Source organism: Aquamicrobium sp. NLF2-7 (genome assembly GCF_022359935.1).
In the GTDB taxonomy this organism is placed as follows: Bacteria; Pseudomonadota; Alphaproteobacteria; order Rhizobiales; family Rhizobiaceae; genus Mesorhizobium; species Mesorhizobium lusatiense.
Map to the genome: position 1 here is coordinate 85,052 of NZ_JAKSED010000001.1, position 22,689 is coordinate 107,740.

Genomic DNA, 22,689 nt, shown 5'->3' on the forward strand with positions numbered 1-22,689 from the left:
CGCACAAAGGACGATCTGAATTACAGATCGAGCATCGGAACAACCGAAAACCGGAGTCCACTTTTCGGACCGATGCTCCGGAAGAATGTCCGAGCCCGATTAAGCCCGGAAAGTAACCGAACCCCGGTTCACGTCAACATGCCTGTCTGGTCCTGCGATGAGGGCAGCAACAGGGGAACACGCAAACCGCGATGCCCGGATGTACGCCGGATCGCAACGGAAGCGGATTATTCCGGCATGCGGTAGGAAACCCAGCGGTCGTGTCGTGCCTGATAGATTTCGCCGGTGCGGGTCAGTTCGGGGCTGGCAAGCCCCACGATGCGCTGGGCGATCTCTGACGGATGCGGCAGCGTGTTGGGGTCTTCGCCGGGAACGGCAAGGGCGCGCATGGCGGTGCGGGTGGCGCCGGGATCGACCGCGTTGACGCGCAGCGGATAGTTGCGCGTCTCATCCGCCCATGAACGGACCATGGCTTCGACGGCCGCCTTCGACGCTGCGTAAGGTCCCCAGAAAGCCCGCGCGGAATGGGCGGCCCCTGAGGACAGCACGATGGCGCGGCCTGCATCGGACTGGCGCAGCAGCGGGTCGACGGAGCGGATCAGGCGCCATGTGGATGTGACGTTGACGGCCATCACCTTGTCGAACACCTTTGCCTCGACATGGCCGAGCGGGGCGATGACGCCCAGCACGCCGGCGTTGGCCACCATGATGTCGAGCTTGCCCCAGCGCTCATGAAGAGCGCCGCCGAGGCGGTCGATGCCCTCCATGTCGGTGAGGTCGAGCGGCACCAGCGTGGCTTCGCCTTTGCCTGTGCGGGCGTTTTCGGCCTTGATCTCGTCGTCCAGTTCCTCAAGCCCGCCCACCGTGCGGGCCACGGCAACGACATGTGCGCCGCGCTTTGCCAGTTCGCGCGAAAGAAAATAGCCGATGCCGCGCGAAGCGCCCGTCACAAGAGCCAGACGGCCCGTCAGGTCGATGCTCATGCCTGTCCTCTGAATGCGTGTAAGGAAATCAGCCGTTACTGGCCAGCAGCGAAAGCGTGTGCACATTGCTTTCGCCATCCTGATCGACGAGGCGGGTGGGATACTCGCCCGTGAAATAATGATCGGTGAAGGCGGGAGCCTCCGGATCGCGTGGCTTGCCCCCTACGGCCCTGTAAAGCCCGTCAATGGACAGGAAAGCCAGCGAATCCGCGCCGATATAACGGCACATGGAGGCAAGGTCCTTGTGCTGATTGGCGAGCAGCTTTTCGGCATTCGGGGTGTCGATGCCGTAGAAGTCCGGATGGTAGATCATCGGGCTCGCCACGCGGATATGGACCTCTCTGGCGCCCGCGTCGCGGATCATCTGCACGATCTTGACCGATGTCGTGCCGCGCACGATGGAATCATCGACCAGCACCACGCGCTTGCCTTCGATCATGGCGCGGTTGGCGGAATGCTTCAGCTTGACGCCAAGCGCCCTGATCTGCTGCGTCGGTTCGATGAAGGTGCGGCCGACATAGTGGTTGCGGATGATGCCGTATTCGAACGGGATGCCGCTGGCCTGCGCGAAGCCCAGCGCGGCCGGCGTGCCGCCATCGGGCACAGGCACAACCACGTCGGCTTCGACAGGCGCTTCCTCTGCCAGGTTCGTGCCCATGTTCTTGCGTGCCACATAGACGCTGCGGCCGCCAACCACGGAATCCGGCCGGGCGAAATAGACATATTCGAACAGGCACAGCCGTTCCGGCTGCGGATTTTCCGGCTTGATGCACTCGGTGGTGATCGATCCGTCCTTCTGGATTTCGCAGATGACGATTTCGCCGTTTTCCACGTCGCGGATATATTTCGCGCCAATGATGTCGAGAGCACAGGTTTCCGAACAGAAGATCGGTTTTCCGTCCAGTTCGCCCATCACCAGCGGACGGATGCCGACCGCATCGCGCGCGGCGATCAGCTTGGTGCGGGTCAGGGCGACCATGGCATAGCCGCCCTCGGCCTGCCGGATGGCATCGACGAAACGCGCGCTGGAGGAGGTGTGACGCGAGCGGGCGATCATGTGAAGCACGACCTCGGTGTCGGAGGTCGCCTGAAAGATCGCGCCGGAAGCGATCAGCTGCTTGCGCAGGGTAATGCCGTTGGTGAAGTTGCCATTGTGGGCAATGGCGATGCCGCCGACTTCCAGCTCCGCGAACAGCGGCTGCACGTTGCGCAGAATGGTTTCGCCTGTGGTGGAATAGCGCACATGGCCGATGGCGCGGTCGCCGGGCAGGCGGTGCAGGGTGGCGGCATCGGTGAAATGATCGCCGACAAGGCCCATATGGCGTTCGGAATGGAAACGCCGGTTGTGGTAGGAGACGATACCTGCCGCTTCCTGCCCGCGGTGCTGGAGAGCATGCAGGCCAAGCGCGGTCAGCGCGGCGGCGTCCTCGTGGCCAAGAATGCCGAACACGCCGCATTCTTCGTGCAAATGATCATCGTCTTCGGCGACGAAAGCGCCAAGTCCATCTGCCATAAGCTCAAGCTCCGCTAAAGCCGGTATATAGAACCTGGGCCGCTCCGGGGCAATGTGGAAGTTTGCCCCGCCTCCCGGCCGCTTTTCTCAATCAGTTGGCGTCTTCAGCAGGCGGCGCACCGGCGCCGTCGTCCTCGCCTGCGCCGGAGGCGGCAGGTGCTTCCGGGGAGGGCGCTGTTGCCGCGCCCGGTTCGGCCGCCTGTCCGTCACGGTGAAGACGCTTCAGTATAGCATTTTCCGGGTCTTCTGGCAGCAGGCTTTCGAGCTTGGCGCCAACAGATTCCAGCAAAGGCCGCGACTTGGCTTCGGCAATCCATGCCGGCGTGCGCTCGCCCGCAAGCCAGTTGAAGAACAGAAGGCCGACCGCGACCACCAGAATGCCGCGCGCCGCGCCGTACAGGAAGCCCAGCGTGCGGTCGAGCGCGCCGATGCGCGAATCGATGATGAAATCCGCGATCTTCATGGTGATGAGGGTGACGAGGATCAGCGCGACCAGGAACACGATGGCCGCCGCTGCCGCCATGGCAAACTTTTCGTTGTCGATATAGGGCTGCACATAGGGCAGAACAGGCTTGTAGAAGAAGAAGGCCGCCGCCGCCGCAGCAGCCCACGAGGCTATCGAAAGCACCTCGCGGGAAAAGCCGCGCACCATGGCAAGCATGGCGGAAACCAGAGTGAAGCCGACGAGAATTCCGTCAAGCAGCGTAATCGGCATGGTTCTCGCCCCACTTCATGGACCGTATCATTCATCGTCCGCAGCACGGCTGCGGCGTGAGCCGGCTATGCGTGCCACGAGGTCGGCAAGCTCGCCGGGCCGGAACGAACCGTCTCCCATGCCGCCGGAAACCTCCTCGCTGCCTCTGGATCTCGCCAGCGGCAGAACGGCATTTGCGAACCCCAGCTTTTCGGCTTCCTTGAGGCGCTGCTGCGCATGCGCAACCGGCCTTATGGCTCCCGAAAGGCTGATTTCGCCGAAATAGACGCAATCGGGCGGCAGGGCAAGACCGGTGAGGGAGGAAACCAGAGCGGCCGCCACGGCGAGGTCCGCCGCCGGCTCCGAGATGCGGTAGCCGCCCGCGACATTGAGGTAGACATCGTGCTGCGAGAACCGTACGCCGCAATGCGCTTCCAGAACGGCCAGCACCATCGACAGGCGCGCATTGTCCCAGCCGATCACGGCGCGGCGCGGCGTTCCCAGCGGCGAGGGGGCGACCAGCGCCTGGATCTCGACCAGAACCGGCCGCGTTCCTTCCATGCCGGCAAACACGGCAGCACCCGGCGCCTTGGCATGGCGCTCGCCAAGAAACAGTTCGGAGGGATTCGCCACTTCGCGCAGGCCCTTGTCGGACATCTCGAACACGCCGATCTCGTCGGTCGGCCCGAAACGGTTCTTCACCGTGCGCAGGATGCGGTAGTGATGGCCGCCTTCGCCTTCGAAATAGAGCACCCCGTCCACCATGTGCTCGACCACGCGCGGGCCGGCGATCTGCCCTTCCTTGGTGACGTGGCCGACCATGACGATGGCCGCCCCCGTCGACTTGGCGTAGCGGATCAGCGCCTGCGCCGAAGCGCGCACCTGCGTGACCGTGCCGGGGGCGGAATCGGCAAGGTCGGTCCACAGCGTCTGGATCGAATCGAGGATCACCAGATCCGGTCTCCGGCCGTCGGCGATGGTGGCCAGAATGTCCTCGACATTGGTCTCGGCGGCAAGCTCCACGGGAGCTTTGGCGACGCCAAGCCTTTGCGCGCGCAGCCGGATCTGGGCGACGGCTTCTTCGCCCGATACATAGACGATGCGGTGTCCCTGGCTGGCGAGTGCTGCCGCGGCCTGGGTCAGCAACGTCGATTTCCCGATGCCGGGGTCGCCGCCCACCAGCAGGGCCGAACCGCGCACGAAGCCCCCGCCGGTGGCGCGATCAAGCTCGCCGATGCCGGAAACGATTCGCGGTGCGTCCTCGATGTCGCCGTCGAGCGAGGTGAGGGTGACGGCGCGCCCCTTGCGCGTGCTGCGCAGGGATGCAGGTCCCGCGCCGATGCCGCCCGCCGTACCTTCCTCGATCAGCGTGTTCCATTCGCCGCAGGAATCGCATTTGCCGGCCCAGCGCTGGTGCACCGCGCCGCAATTCTGGCAGATGAATTGGGTGCGTGGCGCCTTAGCCATGCGGAGCACTCCCTTTCAGGAGGCCGCAACCCGTGGCCGCCGGATGGAGAACGTGCAGCAAAATCCTACTCGAACCTCTCCGGCAGGTGGCTTTCTTCCGCCAGATCGAAGAAGCGGGTGAACTGACCTTCGAATCCCAGCGAAACCGTGCCCGTCGGCCCGTGACGCTGCTTGGCGATGATCACCTCCGCCTTGCCGCGCACCTCGTTCATGGCGCCTTCCCACTTGATGTATTCCTCGGTGCCGAGCTTAGGTTCCTGGTTTTTCAGGTAATATTCTTCACGGTACACGAACATCACAACGTCCGCGTCCTGCTCGATCGAGCCCGATTCGCGCAGGTCCGAAAGCTGCGGGCGCTTGTCGTCGCGGTTTTCGACCTGACGCGAGAGCTGTGAGAGCGCGATGATGGGAACGTTGAGTTCCTTGGCCAGCGCCTTCAGGCCGGTGGTGATTTCCGTCACTTCCTGCACACGGTTCTGGCTGGCCTTGGCGGAAGAACCCTGCATCAGCTGAATATAGTCGATGATGATGACATCGAGGCCGCGCTGGCGCTTGAGCCGGCGTGCGCGTGCGGCAAGCTGAGCGATGGAAATGCCGCCGGTGGAATCGATGAACAGCGGAATGCGCTGCAGCGTCTGGGTGCAGTTGACCAGCTTGTCGAAATCGGCCTCGGTCAGATCACCGCGGCGGATCTTGGAGGAGGGCACTTCCGCCTGCTCGGAAATGATACGCGTCGCGAGCTGCTCGGCCGACATTTCGAGGGAGAAGAAGCCGATCACGCCACCGTTCTTGGCTTTGAACGAGCCATCCGCCTGCTGCTCCGGCTGATAGGCATCGGCGATATTGAAGGCGATGTTGGTGACAAGCGAGGTCTTGCCCATACCCGGGCGGCCGGCGAGCACGATCAGGTCGGACTGCTGAAGGCCGCCCATGCGCTTGTCGAGGTCGCGCAGTCCTGTCGCGACACCGGAGAGCCCGCCATCTCGCATATAGGCGGCGCTGGCCATGTCGATGGCCGTCTTCAGGGCGGTTGAGAAATCCTCGAAGCCACCATCGTAACGGCCGGTTTCGGCCAGTTCGAACAGGCGTCGTTCCGCCTCCTCGATCTGGGAGGACGGCGACATGTCCACCGGCGCGTCATAAGCGACGTTGACCATGTCCTCGCCGACGGTGATCAGTGCGCGGCGCGTGGCCAGATCATAGATGGCGCGGCCATAATCTGCTGCGTTGATGACGGTCACCGCTTCCGCAGCCAGCCGGGCGAGGTACTGAACCACCGTCATGTCGCCCACCTTCTCGTCGGCGGGCAGGAAGGTCTTCATCGTCACCGGGTTGGCCATCTTGCCCATCCGGATGAGTTCGGATGCGACCTCGAAGATCTTGCGGTGCAGGGGTTCGTAGAAGTGGTTCGCTTTCAGGAAATCCGAAACGCGATAAAATGCGTCGTTGTTGACCAGCATGGCGCCAAGCAAAGCCTGCTCGGCCTCAATGTTATTGGGTGCCTCGCGATAGAGCGGCGTGTCCGCCGCAGCCAGTTTGCGTGCTGCCTCTGCCATGATTCCCTCGGGTTGCCGATGCCTGTGGTTAGCAGACGAAGGATCGCCTGAGTCCATCTCTTCCCGACAATCTGTCCGCTACGCCCGTGATCCACAGCCTGCACGCGCCATCCACAGGGGAGGCCGGCGAAAGGCGGATTTCCGGCAGAATCAGGTTGACTCAGGTAAGAGGCCTAAATTTTAACAGCCGTCGCCGAACGTATCAAGAACATGCCGCTCAGTCGGTAAGGGCATCGCCCCAGTCGGCGCGCTTCGCTCTTTTGAAAGTATCGCCTTTGCGTTTGGTGAACAGCCTTGTCGCGGCGCTGCCGTCCGGGCAGCACAGCTTCAGCTCGACCTTTCCGGAGCCTGCCCTCTGCGGCGCAAGAACGCGCATCGACTGTGATTCGTCATCGGGTCTGTGACGGGAAACGGCAATATAGGCGAATTTCTCGTCTTCCCACGGAACCTCCGCATCCTTGGCAAGGCGGTGAATGCGCGAACGCGCGACGCGGCGTGAAAAATGGCACCAGTCGGGCGAGGTGAGCGGGCACGGAGCGGCATGGACGCAGGGGGCCAGAACATGTGCGCCGGCCTCGATCAGCTGCGCGCGGCAGGCGAGGATGCGCTGCCATCCGGCCGGAGTGCCGGGTTCGACGATCAGCAGCGTATCGGCTGCAAGCCTCCAGAGCTGGTCGACCAGAGACACACGGGCAGCCGGTTCGAGTTCGTCCAGAACATAGGCGCAGGTTACAAGATCGGCGGGTGCAAGATCGCTGAGGTTCCGGGTCGCGTCACCGCTTTTCCACTCGCTTTGAAAGGGCAGGTGGCCGGCGAGATTCTGACCCATGCGCCGCGCGGGATCGCTGGCTTCCACAAGTGTCGCATGGCTCAGATCCGGCCAAGTGTCGGCTGCCGCCCAAAGCGCGGTTCCGGGGCCGGCGCCAACGTCCAGCAGCGAGGCGGGCGACCAGTTGGGACGGGCCGCGGCGATGGCGTCGAAGCTGGCCCACACGGCGGCATAGGTGGCTGGCAAGCGGGTCGCCAGATAGGCTTTCACCGCAAGATCTTCCGACATATGCAGGCGACCGTCACGCAGTTCCGCACGGTAGCGCTCGGAAAGCCGGCGCGCCGCCTGTTTCAACACATCGATTGGCGTGTCTTCGAGAAACGAATCGACGGCAGCTCTGAGTTGTGAAGGCAGCTGCACGCTCAGGCCCCGCGCGGCGCGAACAGGATCAGCGAGGCGCCCGCAAGGCAGATGAGTGCGCCCGCGACATCCCATTTGTCTGGCCGCAGACCTTCCGCGAACCACAGCCAGCCGAGCGAAGCGGCGATGTAGATGCCGCCATAGGCAGCATAGGTGCGCCCTGCCGCTTCGCTTTCCACCTGCGCGAGCAGCCACGCAAACAGGGCAAGCGAGAGGATTCCCGGAACGAGCCAGAGCGCGGATTTGCCAAGTTTCCACCACGCCCAGAAAGCGAAGCAGCCGGCGATCTCGGCAAGGGCGGCGGCGGCGTAGATCACATAGATCATGGAGGAATTCCGATGATGAGTATCAGCCCCTATTCATCGCAATTCCTCCATTTTACAACCCCGCTAAAGGATGACTGCGCAGGGGGCCGGGTTATTTTCCGCCGGAAACGCGGCGTTTTGCCGTTGGCTTTGCTGCCGGCTTCTTTGCTGGTGCATCCGGGCTATGCGCCTTTTCGTGCATTTCCAGCGCCTTTTCGCACTTGGACATGTAATCGCGCGTGATCGGCAGGGCATCGTTCCTGCGGGTGAGCTGGATCTGGAAATTGACCAGATCCTGCCAGCGGAACGAGGCTTCCGAGCCCGAAAGGTAAAATTCCCACATGCGGCAGAAGCGCTCGTCGTAGATTTCCTTCACCTTTTCGCGATTGGCGAGGAAACGCTCGCGCCAGTGCTTGAGTGTCTCAGCATAGTGCAGGCGCAGGATCTCAACATCGGTGATCGCCAGTCCGGACTTTTCGATCGCGGGCATGATCTCGGACAGAGCGGGAATGTAGCCTCCGGGGAAAATGTGCTTGCGGATGAAGGCATTCGTCGTTGTCGGCGGGGCCGTGCGCCCGATCGTGTGCAGCAGCATCACGCCGTCAGGTTTCAGCAGCGTGGCGCATTTATCGAAGAAGGTCTGGTACTGGGTGATGCCGACGTGCTCGAACATGCCGACCGACACGATGCGGTCGAACCGTTCCGAAAGATCGCGGTAGTCGCGGATTTCGAAATGCACATGCCGGTCGAGCCCCTCCGCCTGCGCCCGCTCCGTGGCCACCTGATGCTGCTCATGGGACAGGGTGACGCCAAGCACATCCGTTTCGAAGGCTTTGGCGATATAGAGGCTGAGGCCTCCCCAGCCGCAACCGATGTCGAGCACCGTCTGGCCGGGCTTTATGCGCAGCTTGGCCGCGATGTGCCGCTTCTTGGCGAGCTGTGCCTCTTCGAGAGACATGTCCGGCCGTTCGAAATAGGCGCAGGAATACTGCATGTCGTCGTCGAGGAAGAGTTTGTAGAGCTCGCCTGAAAGATCGTAGTGATGCTCGACATTCTTCCTGGAGCGGCGATGCGTGTTGAATTGCTGCAAGGGCCGGAAGGCGAGACGCGCGGTGTTGAGCAGCTTGCCCCAGTTCGAATCGGTCCACGAGATGCCCATGTTCTGGTAGATCAGATGCAGGAAGCTCAGCACGTCGCCTTCGACGAAGTCGAGTTCCTGCTCCATGAAGGCTTCCGGAATGGCAAGTGACGGATGCAGGGCGATAGCGCGTTCTGCCCGTCTGGTGTGGATGACCACATGGGTCTTGGTGCCCGTTCCGTCGCCGAAGGTCCGGGTTGCGCCGTTGGGTCCGGTCACCGTCAGAGTCCCGGTGTGGACGATCTTGTCGATTATGCGTTGCAGAAGAATATTCATCGCCAGCCTCTTCCTGCGCGAATCCTGCGGCCGGAAACTGGCGCGGGGGATCGCTCTTTGCCAAAGAGTTGGACGGCTTCATCGCTACACTGGAACGATGGAACGGTCCAAGACAGCACTGATATGCAATCTTGCAGAAATGATTCCGGTTTGAAAAGTTCCAATGTGGCACAAAAAAACCCGGGCAGAGCCCGGGTTCTTGGTCCAGATTGAGCTGGAAGGCGAAGCTTACGCTTCTTCCTCGCCCTCTTCGAACTCTTCATTCGGGTCGAAGAAGTTGTCCGGACGGGCGTTTTCGTTGATGTCGTCGCCATAGATGGCTTCGGCGGTCGTCAGGAGCTCGCCGCGGGACTGACGCTCGGCTTCGTCGGTCGAACGCGCGATGTTGAGCGTGATCGTGACCTCGACTTCCGGGTGCAGCGCGATGGCGATGTTGGTCAGGCCGATGGTCTTGATCGGATGGTTGAGCTCGACCTGGTTGCGGGCGACGTTGAAGCCTTCGTCAGCCAGGAAGTCGGCGATGTCGCGGGTCGAAACCGAACCGTAGAGCTGACCGGTTTCACCGGCGGAGCGCACGACGATGAAGGTGGTGCCGTCGAGCTTCTCGGCAACGGCCTCGGCTTCGGTCTTGCGCTCGAGGTTGCGGGCTTCCAGCGTGACGCGCTGGGCTTCGAACTTCTTCTTGTTGGCTTCGTTGGCGCGCAGGGCCTTGCCCTTCGGCAGAAGGAAGTTGCGTGCGAAACCGTCCTTGACCTTGACGGTGTCGCCCATCTGGCCGAGGCGCGCGATGCGTTCGAGGAGGATGACGTCCATGTGCTGTCCTTTCAGACGTGTGATCAGGGCCGGGGAACGGCCGATTGAATCAGGGACAGTCAGGGAAAGCCGGTGGTGCTCGGCACCTTGTTCGCTGTCCTGCCTGTCCAAGGCAGTTAGGGACCGAAACGGACCCAACCCGGGATTTTCATGCGTCTCAAACGTGCCCGTCACGAATGAGAGGAGCGGACGGTGAACCGTCCGCTCCAAACGTTTTTAGCGTACCAGATAAGGCAGCAGGCCGAGGAAGCGGGCGCGCTTGATTGCCTTGGCGAGTTCGCGCTGCTTCTTCTGGCTGACGGCGGTGATACGCGAAGGCACGATCTTGCCGCGCTCGGAAATGTAGCGCTGCAGCAGACGCACGTCCTTGTAGTCGATCTTCGGAGCATTGGCGCCGGAGAACGGGCAGGTCTTGCGGCGGCGATGGAACGGACGCCGGGTCGGGATCTGGTTGATGTCGACCATCGATTACTCTCCTTCGCCTTCGCGGGGACGACGCGGGCCACGGTCGCCACGATCACCGCCACGGTCGCGATCACCACCACGGTCACGGTCGCCAAAGCGGGGACGGTCACCGAAATTGCCGCGCTCGGAGCGCTCTTCGCGCTTCTGCATCATGGCGGAGGCGCCTTCCTCGTGCTGCTCGACCTTGATGGTCATGAAGCGCAGGATGTCTTCCGACAGGCCCATCTGGCGCTCCAGCTCGTTCAGAGCTGCGGGCGGGCAGGTGAGGTCCATCAGCGTGTAATACGCCTTGCGGTTCTTGTTGATGCGGTAGGTGAGGGACTTCAGTCCCCAGTTCTCAACCCGGCCAACCGAGCCGCCGCCTTCGGAGATGATGCCCTTGAAACGTTCAACGAGCTCATCGACCTGCTGCTGCGACAGATCCTGCCGGGCAAGAAACACATGTTCGTAAAGAGCCATAGTCTTGCCTTTCTTCGTTTCTCTCCCGGTTCCCGACGGCTAAGCCTCTGCAACTTCTCTTGACCCGAAAACGGGGAAGAAAGGAGCATGGACGAGACGGTCGAGAGCGGAGACACGGGAGGCAGAAGCGCTTCAGGCTTCCTGTCGATGGCTCTCACGAACCAGCGGCCCTCCGTTCAGCCCCCAATCGGGACCGGCAGATTGAGCGCGTCTATAAAGCAAAACGGCGCGAACACAACCCCGGCCGTTCGTTATCAGGCATGAAATGCCGTCAAATCAGCCTTGTCAGCCTTGCAGAGCCCCGATCCATGGATGTCCGGGATGAACCAGATCGAGGCACTGCTTCAGCCATTCCTTTTCGGAGGCGTCCATCCGGGGCAGGGCTGCCGAAAAGTCCGTTTCATCCTTTGCCCGCATGTGCTTTGCCTTGAACAGCAGCACGATTGACGGCTTCAGGTAAGGCAGGCCGTCCGGGGTGATTGCGAAAACTTCACTGCGCGGGCGGCTGATGCGGGCATCGCGCCGGCAGACCCACATGTCAGCGTCACCCGGTTCCAGCATCATGTCGGTGCGCCAGCAGTGTTCTGCTGTGTCCAGACACCATATCTGGAACACGTCCGGCCCTGGCTCCCGATGCGCAGGCAGAAGCTCGACGGTTCCGCTTGACGCGGTGCATAACTGCAACGGGAACAGCGCCCTGCGAAAAAGCGGCAAGTCGCTGCGGATGATCGTGAACTCTATATCTTCATGGTCCCGGCTCTGCCGGCCATGCCACAGATCCAGCGCCCATCCCCCGGCTATGCACCATGGGGCTTTCACATTTCGGAGTTTTTCCGCAAGTTCATGAGGTTTCCACGCTTGCCATGCGTCGTGGGGAGGCAGATCCGGGGTGGTCACCCGGTACGGATCCTGAACAGCAGCCGGCCGATCGACAGCACCATATAGGCGCCGAAGAACAGGGCGAGCGACCAGCCGAAACCGGGCGGGCCGAACAGATCCATGCCGATACCGATGGCCTGCGGCCCCAACACCATGCCGATGCCGTAGCACAGCACGAAGGCGGCGTTGGCGGATGCCAGTTCATGGCCTGAAAGCTGCGAGCCCAGATGGGCGAGGCCCACCGTGTAGAGCGCGGCGACAACGCCACCCCACAGGAAGAGCAGCCCCGCCATGAGGTGCCAGTTCTGCGCGAACAGCGGCATGAAGGCCGTTCCCACCATGCCGACGCTGGCGCACAGCAAAAGCAGGTAACGACGGTCCGACACCTTGTCGCTGAGCATGCCGATCGGGATCTGCAAAAGCACGTTGCCAAGGCCGATCATGGTCAGGAGCAGTGCCGCATCGGCTTCGGAGTAGCCGATGCGGCTTCCGTAAACCGGGAAAAGGGCAAAGCCGCCTGTTTCGACCGCGCCGAACACCAGAACCGCGGCAGTGGCCGTGGGCACCAGCCAGATGTAGCGCAGGAAACCGGTTTTCGTCTCACCATCACGGTGAATGGGGGGGCTTTCGTTACGCGCTGCAATGATCGGGATGGCGGCGAGTGCGACAAGTGCCACCGTTGTTCCGAACGGCATGAAGCCGGTGCTTCCGAGCTTGGAGAAAATCCACGGACCGGCGGCGAAGCCGAGGGACAGCACCGTGGCGTAGATGCCCAGCACCAGACCCCGTCGGTGCGGCGGGGCGGAAGTGCTGATCCAGAATTCGGAAAGGATGAAAAGCACGGTGAGCGAAAGGTGCAGCAGCGCGCGCAGCGGAAACCACATCCAGAAATAGGGCACGAAATAGAAGCCGGTGAAGGCAAGCGCGCCAGTGGTGATCATGGCGAGCATCGTCCAGGCCACGCCGAATCGGGCGGCAAGCGGTGTGGCCAGCGGCGCCGCTGCAATGGAGGCGATGCCGGCGATCGCCGTGTTAAGCCCGATCATCGAGGCCGAATAGCCTCTCGTTTCCAGAATGACCGACAGAAGCGGCATTCCAAGGCCGATGGCGATGCCGACAACGCTGATTGCCGAGATCGCGGCGATCATTGGAAGCCATTGCACCCGCTCGTCGTCGCGGGTTTCCACCTGTGCGGTCATTGCAGGATCATCCTGCATGCAGGCAGCGGGCTGCATCCGGACAGGAGAGGAAAGCAGTGAAACGGCAACGCAGGCACCCCGGTCAAAGCAGATCGCGCACGAAGCGATTGTTGAGCATTCGGTAGAAAGGCACGGGTCCGCCGGGGCTCAGTCGCGGGTCTCCGGCCAGCCTTTGCTGCACCTCTCCCAGAATCGTGCGGGTGATGGCCGGCACATCCGCCGCGCGCGCTTCGTCGAGCGACAGCCAGACCAGTTCTTCCAGTTCGTTGGTCGGTCCGCCTTGCGGAAGCTCCACGGCCACGTCATCGCGAAAGGCAGCCAGAAAGCGCGTATCGAAACGGCGGACCCTTCCGGGCGGTGTGATGGCGCGCGCCACAAAGCGAAGCCCGGTGAGAGAGGGCATGACACCGTGTTCGGCAAAGCCTTGCCAGTCCGGGCGTGACGTGGAGAACGAACCCTTGTTGCCGATCAGCAGCCCGGCTTCCTCGTAAGTCTCGCGAATCGCCGACAAGGCGATGGCGCGTGCGCGCGTCGGCGTGGTGCGGCTTGCGCGAACTGTCAGCTTGGCTTCTTCCTCGGGATGCAGTCCGTCGGCGACAACGACGCGGCCGTCGCTGGGATCGGTGCGTCCGCCCGGGAAGACGAACTTCCCCGGCATGAAGACGTGGCTGGAGTGGCGCCTGCCCATCAGCACGCGGAATTCTCCGCCCTGCCGGTCGAGAAGAAGAAGGGTGGCCGCGTCACGCGGGCGCAGGAGAGGCGCCTTCGTTTCCATCTCGGCACCTTCCACCTTGTCGACTTCAGCTTTGCTCATGCCCTGCATGCAACGCACCTAGTCGAAAGCCGCCCATTACGAAAGAGCCGTTTTCGCATTTGCCATTGCACCAGTCGACGGACCTGACGGACCGAAGGCCCTAATGTTCCGGATGCGGCTCAAGCTGGTCCGGCTCATCGCCGAAGCCATGCATGTAAAACGCCCATTGCAGCCCGATGACCGCGCCCTTGATCGGCTGCAGGAACAACAGGGCGAGGATCAGGGTGAGCGGCGCCCAGACGGCGAAATGCGCCCACATCGGCCACACATAGCGCATTTCAACCGCCATGAAGCCGGCGATGACGATATGGCCGACCACCACGATATCGAGATAGGCCGGAAGGTCGTCTGCCCGGTGATGGCTGATTTCCTCGCCGCAGACCGAGCATGTGTCGACCGATTTCACATAAGCGCGAAAAAGCTTGCCTTCGCCGCAGGCGGGGCATCGGCCAAGAAAACCCCGCTTCATTGCCTCGCCAACCGGCCGTGTCGGCCGTTGCGGCTTGCTGTCGCCGCCGAAAACCTGCTGTTCGGTGCTGCCTGTCGTCATGTCATCGTCTCCTGCCGCGCGAACCTGATCTGTTTTTCAGGGCGCGGATACGGCCTTTCGCCTTGTGATACGACCGGGTGGAGCCTGACAGAGGCTTGGGTTCGCTCAACATCTCGAAGCGCATGGCTCCGGCCATTGGCGCTACATCGACGAGACGGACCTCAACATTGTCCGCGAGCTGATAACCTTTGCCGCTTCGTTCTCCAAACAGCGATCGTGCCGTTTCGTCGTATATATAGTAATCCCCTCCCAGGGACGACACCGGGATGAAACCATCTGCGCCAAATTGCGGCAACTGGACAAAAAGTCCCGCTTTCGTGACGCCCGAAATGCGGGCCTGAAAACTCTCGTTGATATGTTCCGCCAGATGCGCCGCAATCAGGCGATCCACGGTTTCGCGCTCCGCCGCCATGGCCCGCCGCTCTGCGGTGGAGATGAGGGCCGCGATCTCGGCAAGCTGCGACTCCTCGTCACGGGTGAGCCCGCCCTGTCCAAGCCCAAGCGAGCCGATCAGCGCACGATGCACGATCAGATCGGCATAGCGGCGGATCGGAGAGGTGAAATGCGCGTATCGTTTCAGGTTGAGGCCGAAATGGCCGATATTGTCCTGCGTGTATATGGCCTGGCTTTGCGTGCGCAGCACGACTTCGTTGACCAGCGCGTCGTTGTCGGTCCCGCGCACCTGCTCCAGAAGCCCGTTGAACTGGGAGGGGCGCATCTGCGCACCGCGCGCCAGTGACAGTCCGATGCTTTGCAGGAATTCGCGCAGCGCCTCCTGCTTGGCGAGCGAGGGCCCGTCATGGGTGCGGTAGATCAGCGGCTGCTTTTTGCCCTCAAGCGTTTCCGCCGCGGACACATTGGCCTGGATCATGAACTCCTCGATCAGCTTGTGAGCGTCGAGGCGCTCCGGCACGATCACGCGGTCGACGGTGCCGTCTTCCTTGAGGATGATCTTGCGCTCCGGCAGGTCGAGTTCGAGCGGCTGGCGATGTTCGCGGCCGCGTTTCAGCACCGCATAGGCTTCCCAGAGCGGTTTCAGCACCGTGTCGAGCAGCGGCCCGGTCTTGTCATCCGGCGTGCCGTCAATGGCCGCCTGAGCCTGCGGATAGGCGAGCTTCGCCGCCGATTTCATCATCACGCGATGGAAGGAATGGCGCACCTTGCGGCCTTCGGCCGAAAAGGTCATGCGAACCGCCATTGCAGGTCGCTCCTCGCCCTCACGCAGCGAGCACAGGTCGTTGGAGATGCGCTCGGGCAGCATGGGCACGACCCGATCCGGGAAATAGACCGAATTGCCGCGCTTCAGGGCCTCGCGGTCGAGCGCGGAGCCCGGCGTCACATAGGCCGCCACATCGGCGATCGCCACGGTGACGATCACCCCGCCGGGGTTCTTCTCGTCGCTGTCAGGTTCGGCGAAAACCGCATCGTCATGGTCCTTGGCGTCGGCCGGATCGATGGTGACGAGCGGGAGGGTGCGCCAGTCTTCGCGGCCTTCGGTCCGCACCTCCTGCAGCGCCTGCGTTTCAGCCAGCACGTCTGCCGGGAAGATATGGGGAATGTCATGGGCGTGGATGGCGATCATCGAGACCGCCTTCTCGTTCAGCGGCGAGCCCAGAACGGAGATGACCTTCGCCTTGGGCAGGCCATAGCGCGGCGTGCGTGAAGGCTCGACCTCAACCAGATCGCCATTGCTGGCGCCGTTGCGGAATTCCTTGTCGACAATGAGTTCCGGCTGGCGCCGTTCGACCGGCTCGATGCGGAACGTACCGTCGGAAAGCGTGCGGAAGATGCCGAGCACGGCCTGCGCGCGTTTCTCGAATATCTTGATGATCCGCGCGGTATAGGCCGGGCCTTCCTCCTTGCCGGTGGAGAAGGTCTTGGCCAGCACACGGTCGCCGATGCCGGGAGCCGGCCCGCCGCGCGGCGGCTTTATGGCCACCGTGGGAGAATTCCCGTTTTCGTCCTGCTCGGCCGGTCGGGCCAGAAGGCCACCATCTTCATCGCGTGCGAAGATGTCGAGAACGGCGATGGTGGGAAGGTTGCCGGGGCGCGACAGTCGCTTGCGCTTCTTCTCCAGAAGCCCTTCGTCTTCGAGGTCGCGCAGCATATCCTTCAGCCATACGCGGTCGTCGCCACGCAGGGCAAACGCCTTTGCGATCTCGCGCTTGCCGGAACGGTCGGGGTTCTCGGCGACGTAGCGAAGGACTTCGTCACGCGAGGGGCGATACTGGTCCTTTGTCCCGCGCCGCGTGTCACCGGCGCGGGGATCGCCGTGGTTTCTTCCGGAGATCCCTCGCGCCAAGCTTCTATTCCTTCTTCTTTGCTGCGGTTTTTTTCGCCGCCGTAGTCTTCTTTGCCGCCGCAGGCTTCTTCGGTGCCGCCGCCTTGCGGGCCGGTTTCTTCGCCCCACCCCCCTTGGCTTCCTTTTCAGCGATCAGCACAAGCGCTTCTTCCAGCGTGATCGCCTGAGGGTCCTTGCCCTTGGGCAGGGTGGCATTGATCTTGCCGAAGTTCACATAGGGCCCGTAACGGCCGTCGCGAACCGTGATCTTGCCGCCGCCGTCGGGGTGGTCGCCCAGTTCCTTGAGGGCGGCAGCCGCGGCACCGCCGCGTGCGCCACGTCCCTTGGACTGCTTTTCCGCCAGAACCGTGACGGCGCGGTTGAGGCCGATGGTGAACACGTCCTCGATGGAGTCCACATTGGCGTAGGTGCCGTCATGCAGAATGAACGGGCCATAGCGTCCCAGACCCGCCGAGATCATCTTTCCGGTCTCGGGATGGTTGCCGACCTCGCGCGGCAGTGCCAGCAGCGCCAGAGCCTTCTCAAGGTCGATCGACGGAGCCGACCAACCCTTTGGCAGGCTGGAGCGCTTGGCTTCCTTGCCGTCGCCGCGCTGTACATAGGGACCGAAACGGCCGGTGCGCAGGGTGACTTCTTCCTGCGTCTCGGGATCAGTGCCCAAAACCTTGTTGCCGTTCTCCATGCCGCCGGCATCAGCGTCGCCTTCGCCATTTTCACCGAACTGGCGCGTATAGCCGCATTCGGGATAGTTCGAGCAGCCGACGAACGCGCCATATCTGCCGAGCTTCAGCGAGAGGTTGCCGGTTCCGCATTTCGGGCAGATGCGCGGGTCCGATCCGTCCTCGCGCGCCGGGAACAGCAACGGGGCGAGATCGTCGTTGAGCGCGTCGATGACATCCGAAACGCGCAGTTCCTTGATGTCGTCGACCGAGGCCGAAAAATCGTTCCAGAAGTCGCGCAGAACATCCTTCCACTCGAGCTTTCCGTCGGAAATCTCGTCCAGCTTCTCTTCCAGCGAGGCCGTGAAGTCGTATTCGACATATTTGTCGAAGAAGCTTTCAAGGAAGGCAGTGACGATGCGGCCCTTGGAATGCGGGATCAGCCGGCGCTTGTCGATGGTGACATATTCGCGGTCTTCCAGCGTCTTCAGCGTGGCCGCATAGGTGGAAGGGCGGCCGATGCCGAGCTCTTCCAGCTTCTTGATGAGCGCTGCTTCCGAATAGCGCGGCGGCGGCTCGGTCGAGTGCTGCGTGGCGTTGATCGCCTCGCGCGCCAGTTCCTCGCCGGAGCGGATTTCGGGCAGACGGCGATTGTCCTCGTCTTCCGAATCCTCTTCCTTCTGATCGGTGTAGGCCGCGATGAAGCCGTCGAAGCGGATGACGGAACCGACAGCACGAAGACCGGCGGTCTTCGCACCGTTGACCGCCTCGATCTCGACGGTGGTGCGCTCGATCTCGGCCGGATTCATCTGGCTGGCGATGGCGCGCTTCCAGACCAGCTCGTAAAGGCGGGCCTGATCCGCATCCAGATATTGGCGCACGGAGGCCGGTGTGCGGAAGAAGTCGGTCGGGCGGATCGCCTCGTGCGCTTCCTGCGCGTTCTTGGCCTTGGTTGTGTAATAGCGCGGCTTTTCCGGCAGGTACCTGTCGCCGAATTCCTTGCCAATGGCGGCGCGGGCGGCCGAGATCGCCTCGGGGGCCATCTGCACGCCGTCGGTTCTCATATAGGTAATGAGACCGGCCGTTTCGCCGCCTATGTCCATGCCTTCATATAGACGCTGCGCGACCTGCATGGTGCGGTTGGCGGAAAAGCCAAGGCGCGAGGACGCCGCCTGCTGCAGCGTCGACGTGGTGAAGGGTGGGGCAGGGTTGCGCTTTGTCGGCTTGGCTTCCACCGAAACAGCGTTGAAACGCGCGCCTTCCAGCATCGCCTTGATGCTGTCGGCCTGGCTTTTGTTCTTGATGTCGAGCTTCTGCAGCTTCTTGCCTTCATAGGCAGTCAGACGTGCCTCGAAGCTGTCCTTGCGCGGCGTGTCGAGAGTGGCCGCGATATTCCAGTATTCCTCGCGTACGAATCGCTCGATCTCGGCTTCGCGGTCGCAAACGAGCCGCAGCGCCACCGACTGGACGCGGCCGGCCGAACGGGCACCGGGCAGCTTGCGCCACAGCACGGGAGAGAGCGTGAAGCCGACCAGATAGTCGAGTGCGCGGCGTGCCAGATAGGCGTCCACCAGCGGCGTATCGATCTGGCGGGGATTGGCCATGGCATCGAGCACGGACTGCTTGGTGATGGCGTTGAAGACCACCCGGCTGACCGGCTTGTCCTTCAGCACCTTTTTCGCCCGCAGAACATCGAGCACATGCCAGGAAATGGCTTCGCCCTCGCGATCCGGGTCGGTTGCGAGGATCAGGCCATCGGCGTCCTTGACCGCCTTGGCAATGTCGGCGAGGCGCTTGGCGGACGCCCCGTCCACCGTCCAGGACATGGCGAAGTCCTCGTCCGGGCGAACCGATCCGTCCTTGGCGGGAAGGTCGCGGACATGGCCAAAGGAAGCCAGAACCTTATAGTTGCGACCAAGATATTTGTTGATTGTCTTCGCCTTTGCGGGCGACTCGACGACGACGACGTCCATATTTACCGTGTATGCTGGGTCTGCGGCGGGGAATGTTTCCTGTGACCGCGACGGGAAAATCTTCAGGTACCGTCAAATGGCCGTGCTTTCGCGCCGGGTCAAGGGGCAGGGCAAAAACCTGGGCTTTAATGTTATGCAACCTATGCGTGATTGTAAATTTGTATTGCACTTTTTAATATAGGTGACATAAGATTGGAACATCTTGGCAACCCGGACTGGGTACCGGATTACTCATGGGGCCCCCGAACGAGACCGCGTGGTTCATTCGGCGGGGAGGAGTGTGATTTTCGATGGCCAACATGTACAGCAGGCGACGGACCGAAACCCTCGATTATCTGCAATCCATGCTTGGTCAACTTCGCGCCATGGCAGAAGCTGAACGCTGTGACATGCTGACTTATCTTATCGAGATGGCGTATCTGGAGGCGAGCGACATTATACGTGGCGAACGCCCTGCAAATGTGCATCAGGCCAGACGCACGGATGCCCTGTAGGCTGCGTGCATCACGCAGCCGGCCGCGGTGAACGAGTCCCATCGCACAAGCGACCGCAGGAACGGCGTGCGGGCACTGGCGTAGTCGGCCCTGTTCACTCGGTCACTTCACCCGGCGCGATGTCGTGCGCCTCCGGATTTCAGTCTGCCTTCACAATGTGCCAGACGTCGTTCACGCCGTCGCCGGTCGTGTCGCCGGGCTTCTGGTCCCTTGCGAAGGTGTAGACAGGCTTGCCTTCATAGGCCCACATTCGCGACCCGTCGGTGCGTTCCACAATAGTCCAGTCGCCCTGCGGCTGTGCATCCGCGGCTGCCGGAAGCGGCGGCCAACTGGTTGCGCACGCATCGTAGCAGTTCGATACGCCGTTGTTATCCTTGTCGTAGGTGTAAAGCGTCATGCCGTGGGCGTCCGTATATATCTTTGCGCCGCCGGCTTCGGCCTCCTTCCAGGCTTCCGCTGAGAGGGATACAGCCGTTCCGGAAAACAAAATGGCCAGCGTGAATGCGAGTGATCGTGCGAATGCCTGCGTCGTCATGGCAAATCCTCCCTGAGCCAATAGTTTCGCTATGAGATAGAAGTGGATGCGGGATTGGGTCGCACCCATCTTTACCAACGTGGAGGTAAACTGCTTTGTTCCGGCCGGCCTTCCGGTACCTAACCACGAAATGGTGATTGGAGGAGCGGGCAGCCGGCCGCTATAGGGCGGCGAAATCGCGGGAATGCAGGATATGGCACTGGACATCGGATATGTGAGCGCGGTCGGGGCCGGTGCGCTGTCTTTTCTCTCGCCATGTGTCCTGCCGCTCGTGCCACCCTATCTGTGCTACATGGCCGGCGTTTCGGTCGACGATTTCCGCGGCGATCAGGCCGTGGCTGCCAAAGCTGGTGCGCGTGCGCCCTTGCTGGCGGCATCGCTTGCTTTCGTGCTGGGCTTTTCAACCGTCTTCGTCGCCCTTGGGGCCGGCGCTTCGACGATCGGCCGCCTGCTCAGGGTGTGGCAGGAGCCGCTGGCCATGGCCGCCGGCGTGCTGATCATCATCATGGGCCTGAACTTCCTCGGCCTTATCCGCATTCCGCTGTTGTCGCGCGAGGCGCGCTTTCAGAGCCAGGGCAAGCCCGCCAGCGCCATTGCCGCCTATGTAATGGGGCTGGCGTTCGCCTTCGGATGGACACCGTGCATCGGTCCGGTGCTGGGGCCGATCCTCACCCTTGCCGGGGGACGCGACACGGTGGGCGAGGGCGCCTTGCTGCTGGCCGCCTATTCGCTCGGCCTTGGCATCCCCTTCCTCATTGCAGCGATGTTCTCGGGCGCCTTCATGCGCTTTCTAGGGCGCTTCAGGGTGCATCTCGGCAGGGTCGAGAAGGTCATCGGCGCGCTGCTGGTGATCGCGGGCATCTTCTTCCTTACCGGCGGTGTGCAGACGCTGGCGTTCTGGCTGCTGGAAACCTTTCCTGTTCTGGGCAGGCTGGGTTGATATTTGCAGGGGCGATGCTTTAAGTGTCGCGCTCTGTAGCCAATACTTGACCCGAATGCATTGGCATCAGCGCTTCACCAGCGTTCCACAGTCTCGTTTCTGCAATCAGCATGCGGTTGTTCCAGATGAACCAGCGAACCTGCCTCTCGATCATCCTCGCAGCCGGCGAGGGAACGCGCATGAAGAGCACCTTGCCAAAGGTGCTTCACAGAATCGCCGGCCTGCCGCTGGTCGCGCATGTGGCGAAGGCCGCGCAGAGTGCCGGTGCCGGAAATCTGGCGCTGGTTGTCGGGCACGGCGGCGAGAAGGTGCGCTCTGCGGCCGAAAGCTTTGCGCCGGAAGCCGAAATCTTCGAGCAAACCGAACGTCTCGGCACCGCCCATGCGGTGCTGGCCGCCCGCAAGGCGATAGAGCGCGGCCATGACGATGTGCTGGTGATGTTCGGCGATACGCCGCTCATCGATGCCACGGCTCTTGCCACCGCCCGCCAGCGGCTGGCCGATGGAGCCGCCGTCGTCGTTCTTGGCTTCCGCACCGAAAATCCGACCGGTTACGGTCGTCTCATTGAAAGCGAGGGCAAGCTGCTCGCCATCCGTGAAGAAAAGGACGCCAGCGAGGAGGAGCGCCGCATCACCTTCTGCAACAGCGGGCTGATGGCCATTTCCGGCCGCCATGCGCTCGACCTTCTGGATGGTGTCGGCAACGCCAATTCCAAGGGCGAATACTATCTCACCGACATTGTGGAGATCGCCGGAGGCCGGGGGCTTCCTGTGGTTGCCACCGAAGCGAGCTTTGAAAACGCGCTCGGCATCAACAACCGTGCTGAACTGGCGGAAGCAGAAGCCATCTGGCAGAAACATCGTCGCCGCGAAACCATGCTTGCAGGCGTGACCCTGATCGCGCCGGATACGGTTTTCTTCTCGCATGACACGCTGATCGAGGCCGATGCGCTGGTGGAGCCCAATGTCTGGTTCGGGCCGGGTGTCCATGTCGCGTCGGGGGCCACCATCCGCGCCTTCAGCCATCTGGAGGGCGCGAAGGTTGCTTCCGGTGCTGAGGTCGGCCCGTTTGCCCGCCTGCGCCCCGGCACCGATCTGAAGGAAAAAGCCAAGGTCGGCAATTTCTGCGAGGTCAAGAAAGCCGTCGTGGAAAAGGGTGCGAAGGTGAACCACCTTACTTATATAGGCGATGCGCATATCGGCGCGGGCGCCAATATTGGTGCGGGAACCATAACCTGCAACTATGACGGCTATTCGAAATTCTTCACCGAGATTGGCGAAGGCGCCTTCATCGGCTCCAATTCCTCGCTGGTCGCTCCTGTTTCCATCGGCAATGGCGCTTATGTGGCTTCCGGTTCGGTCATCACCGAAAGCGTGCCCGACGATGCGCTGGCCTTTGGCCGGGCCCGCCAGAAGACGCTGCCGGAAAAGGCGCGCGCTCTGCGCGAGCGCCGGGCCGATGCGGCAAAGAAGAAGTGATGAACGCT

The 22,689-nt window shown here is 62.3% G+C and carries 21 protein-coding genes; 3 read left to right on the forward strand and 18 right to left on the reverse strand.

Going from position 1 to position 22,689, the window contains the following annotated elements; genetic code table 11:
* Nucleotides 1–227 precede the first annotated feature (227 nt).
* The 17 genes from MIC97_RS00410 to topA form a co-directional block, all read right to left on the reverse strand.
* Nucleotides 228–983: an SDR family NAD(P)-dependent oxidoreductase gene (locus tag MIC97_RS00410; RefSeq protein ID WP_239798411.1), complete on the reverse strand. Its 756-nt coding sequence runs from the start codon at nucleotides 981–983 to the stop codon at nucleotides 228–230.
* A 28-nt stretch (nucleotides 984–1,011) separates the two neighbouring features.
* Nucleotides 1,012–2,496 (reverse strand): amidophosphoribosyltransferase, encoded by a 1,485-nt coding sequence (gene purF, locus MIC97_RS00415; protein WP_239798412.1) that lies wholly within the window; start codon nucleotides 2,494–2,496, stop codon nucleotides 1,012–1,014.
* 91 nt (nucleotides 2,497–2,587) lie between these two features.
* On the reverse strand, nucleotides 2,588–3,211 hold the full coding sequence (locus MIC97_RS00420) for a CvpA family protein (protein ID WP_239798413.1): 624 nt from the start codon (nucleotides 3,209–3,211) through the stop codon (nucleotides 2,588–2,590).
* Nucleotides 3,212–3,238: 27 nt separating this feature from the next.
* Nucleotides 3,239–4,657 (reverse strand): DNA repair protein RadA, encoded by a 1,419-nt coding sequence (radA, locus tag MIC97_RS00425; protein WP_183828939.1) that lies wholly within the window; start codon nucleotides 4,655–4,657, stop codon nucleotides 3,239–3,241.
* Nucleotides 4,658–4,722: 65 nt separating this feature from the next.
* A complete protein-coding gene (locus tag MIC97_RS00430; protein ID WP_239798414.1) occupies nucleotides 4,723–6,213 on the reverse strand; it encodes a replicative DNA helicase in 1,491 nt (496 codons plus the stop codon).
* A gap of 217 nt (nucleotides 6,214–6,430) precedes the next feature.
* The gene (locus MIC97_RS00435; protein WP_239798415.1) at nucleotides 6,431–7,402 is read right to left on the reverse strand and encodes a small ribosomal subunit Rsm22 family protein; all 972 of its coding nucleotides are present in this window, start codon (nucleotides 7,400–7,402) and stop codon (nucleotides 6,431–6,433) included.
* A gap of 2 nt (nucleotides 7,403–7,404) precedes the next feature.
* Nucleotides 7,405–7,728: a YnfA family protein gene (locus MIC97_RS00440; RefSeq protein WP_239798416.1), complete on the reverse strand. Its 324-nt coding sequence runs from the start codon at nucleotides 7,726–7,728 to the stop codon at nucleotides 7,405–7,407.
* A gap of 91 nt (nucleotides 7,729–7,819) precedes the next feature.
* Entirely contained in the window at nucleotides 7,820–9,121 is a 1,302-nt protein-coding gene (locus MIC97_RS00445; RefSeq protein WP_239798417.1) for a cyclopropane-fatty-acyl-phospholipid synthase family protein, read from the reverse strand.
* Between the two features lie 228 nt (nucleotides 9,122–9,349).
* The gene (gene rplI / locus MIC97_RS00450; RefSeq protein ID WP_183828954.1) at nucleotides 9,350–9,934 is read right to left on the reverse strand and encodes a 50S ribosomal protein L9; all 585 of its coding nucleotides are present in this window, start codon (nucleotides 9,932–9,934) and stop codon (nucleotides 9,350–9,352) included.
* Between the two features lie 216 nt (nucleotides 9,935–10,150).
* Nucleotides 10,151–10,399 carry a 30S ribosomal protein S18 gene (rpsR, locus tag MIC97_RS00455; protein WP_035025637.1) on the reverse strand — a complete coding sequence of 83 codons (249 nt, stop codon included), beginning with the start codon at nucleotides 10,397–10,399 and terminating at the stop codon, nucleotides 10,151–10,153.
* 3 nt (nucleotides 10,400–10,402) lie between these two features.
* The gene (gene rpsF, locus MIC97_RS00460; protein WP_183828957.1) at nucleotides 10,403–10,858 is read right to left on the reverse strand and encodes a 30S ribosomal protein S6; all 456 of its coding nucleotides are present in this window, start codon (nucleotides 10,856–10,858) and stop codon (nucleotides 10,403–10,405) included.
* A gap of 285 nt (nucleotides 10,859–11,143) precedes the next feature.
* Nucleotides 11,144–11,422 (reverse strand): hypothetical protein, encoded by a 279-nt coding sequence (locus MIC97_RS25200; protein WP_345773526.1) that lies wholly within the window; start codon nucleotides 11,420–11,422, stop codon nucleotides 11,144–11,146.
* A 329-nt stretch (nucleotides 11,423–11,751) separates the two neighbouring features.
* Entirely contained in the window at nucleotides 11,752–12,936 is a 1,185-nt protein-coding gene (locus MIC97_RS00470; protein WP_183828962.1) for an MFS transporter, read from the reverse strand.
* 82 nt (nucleotides 12,937–13,018) lie between these two features.
* Nucleotides 13,019–13,759 carry an NUDIX hydrolase gene (locus MIC97_RS00475; RefSeq protein WP_239798419.1) on the reverse strand — a complete coding sequence of 247 codons (741 nt, stop codon included), beginning with the start codon at nucleotides 13,757–13,759 and terminating at the stop codon, nucleotides 13,019–13,021.
* A 91-nt stretch (nucleotides 13,760–13,850) separates the two neighbouring features.
* Nucleotides 13,851–14,300: a DUF983 domain-containing protein gene (locus MIC97_RS00480; RefSeq protein ID WP_183828968.1), complete on the reverse strand. Its 450-nt coding sequence runs from the start codon at nucleotides 14,298–14,300 to the stop codon at nucleotides 13,851–13,853.
* 1 nt (nucleotide 14,301) lies between these two features.
* Nucleotides 14,302–16,602, reverse strand: a complete 2,301-nt coding sequence (rnr, locus tag MIC97_RS00485; RefSeq protein ID WP_239798420.1) for a ribonuclease R — start codon at nucleotides 16,600–16,602, stop codon at nucleotides 14,302–14,304.
* 4 nt (nucleotides 16,603–16,606) lie between these two features.
* Nucleotides 16,607–19,234, reverse strand: a complete 2,628-nt coding sequence (gene topA / locus MIC97_RS00490; protein ID WP_239798421.1) for a type I DNA topoisomerase — start codon at nucleotides 19,232–19,234, stop codon at nucleotides 16,607–16,609.
* 290 nt (nucleotides 19,235–19,524) lie between these two features.
* On the opposite strand from topA, the gene MIC97_RS00495 reads away from it, so the two are divergent.
* A complete protein-coding gene (locus MIC97_RS00495) occupies nucleotides 19,525–19,728 on the forward strand; it encodes a hypothetical protein (RefSeq protein WP_239798422.1) in 204 nt (67 codons plus the stop codon).
* Between the two features lie 139 nt (nucleotides 19,729–19,867).
* On the opposite strand, the gene MIC97_RS00500 is transcribed toward MIC97_RS00495, so the two are convergent.
* Nucleotides 19,868–20,263, reverse strand: a complete 396-nt coding sequence (locus MIC97_RS00500) for a hypothetical protein (protein WP_239798423.1) — start codon at nucleotides 20,261–20,263, stop codon at nucleotides 19,868–19,870.
* Nucleotides 20,264–20,456: 193 nt separating this feature from the next.
* On the opposite strand from MIC97_RS00500, the gene MIC97_RS00505 reads away from it, so the two are divergent.
* Entirely contained in the window at nucleotides 20,457–21,203 is a 747-nt protein-coding gene (locus MIC97_RS00505) for a cytochrome c biogenesis CcdA family protein (protein WP_183828977.1), read from the forward strand.
* A gap of 125 nt (nucleotides 21,204–21,328) precedes the next feature.
* Nucleotides 21,329–22,681: a bifunctional UDP-N-acetylglucosamine diphosphorylase/glucosamine-1-phosphate N-acetyltransferase GlmU gene (glmU, locus tag MIC97_RS00510; protein ID WP_239798424.1), complete on the forward strand. Its 1,353-nt coding sequence runs from the start codon at nucleotides 21,329–21,331 to the stop codon at nucleotides 22,679–22,681.
* Nucleotides 22,682–22,689 lie beyond the last annotated feature (8 nt).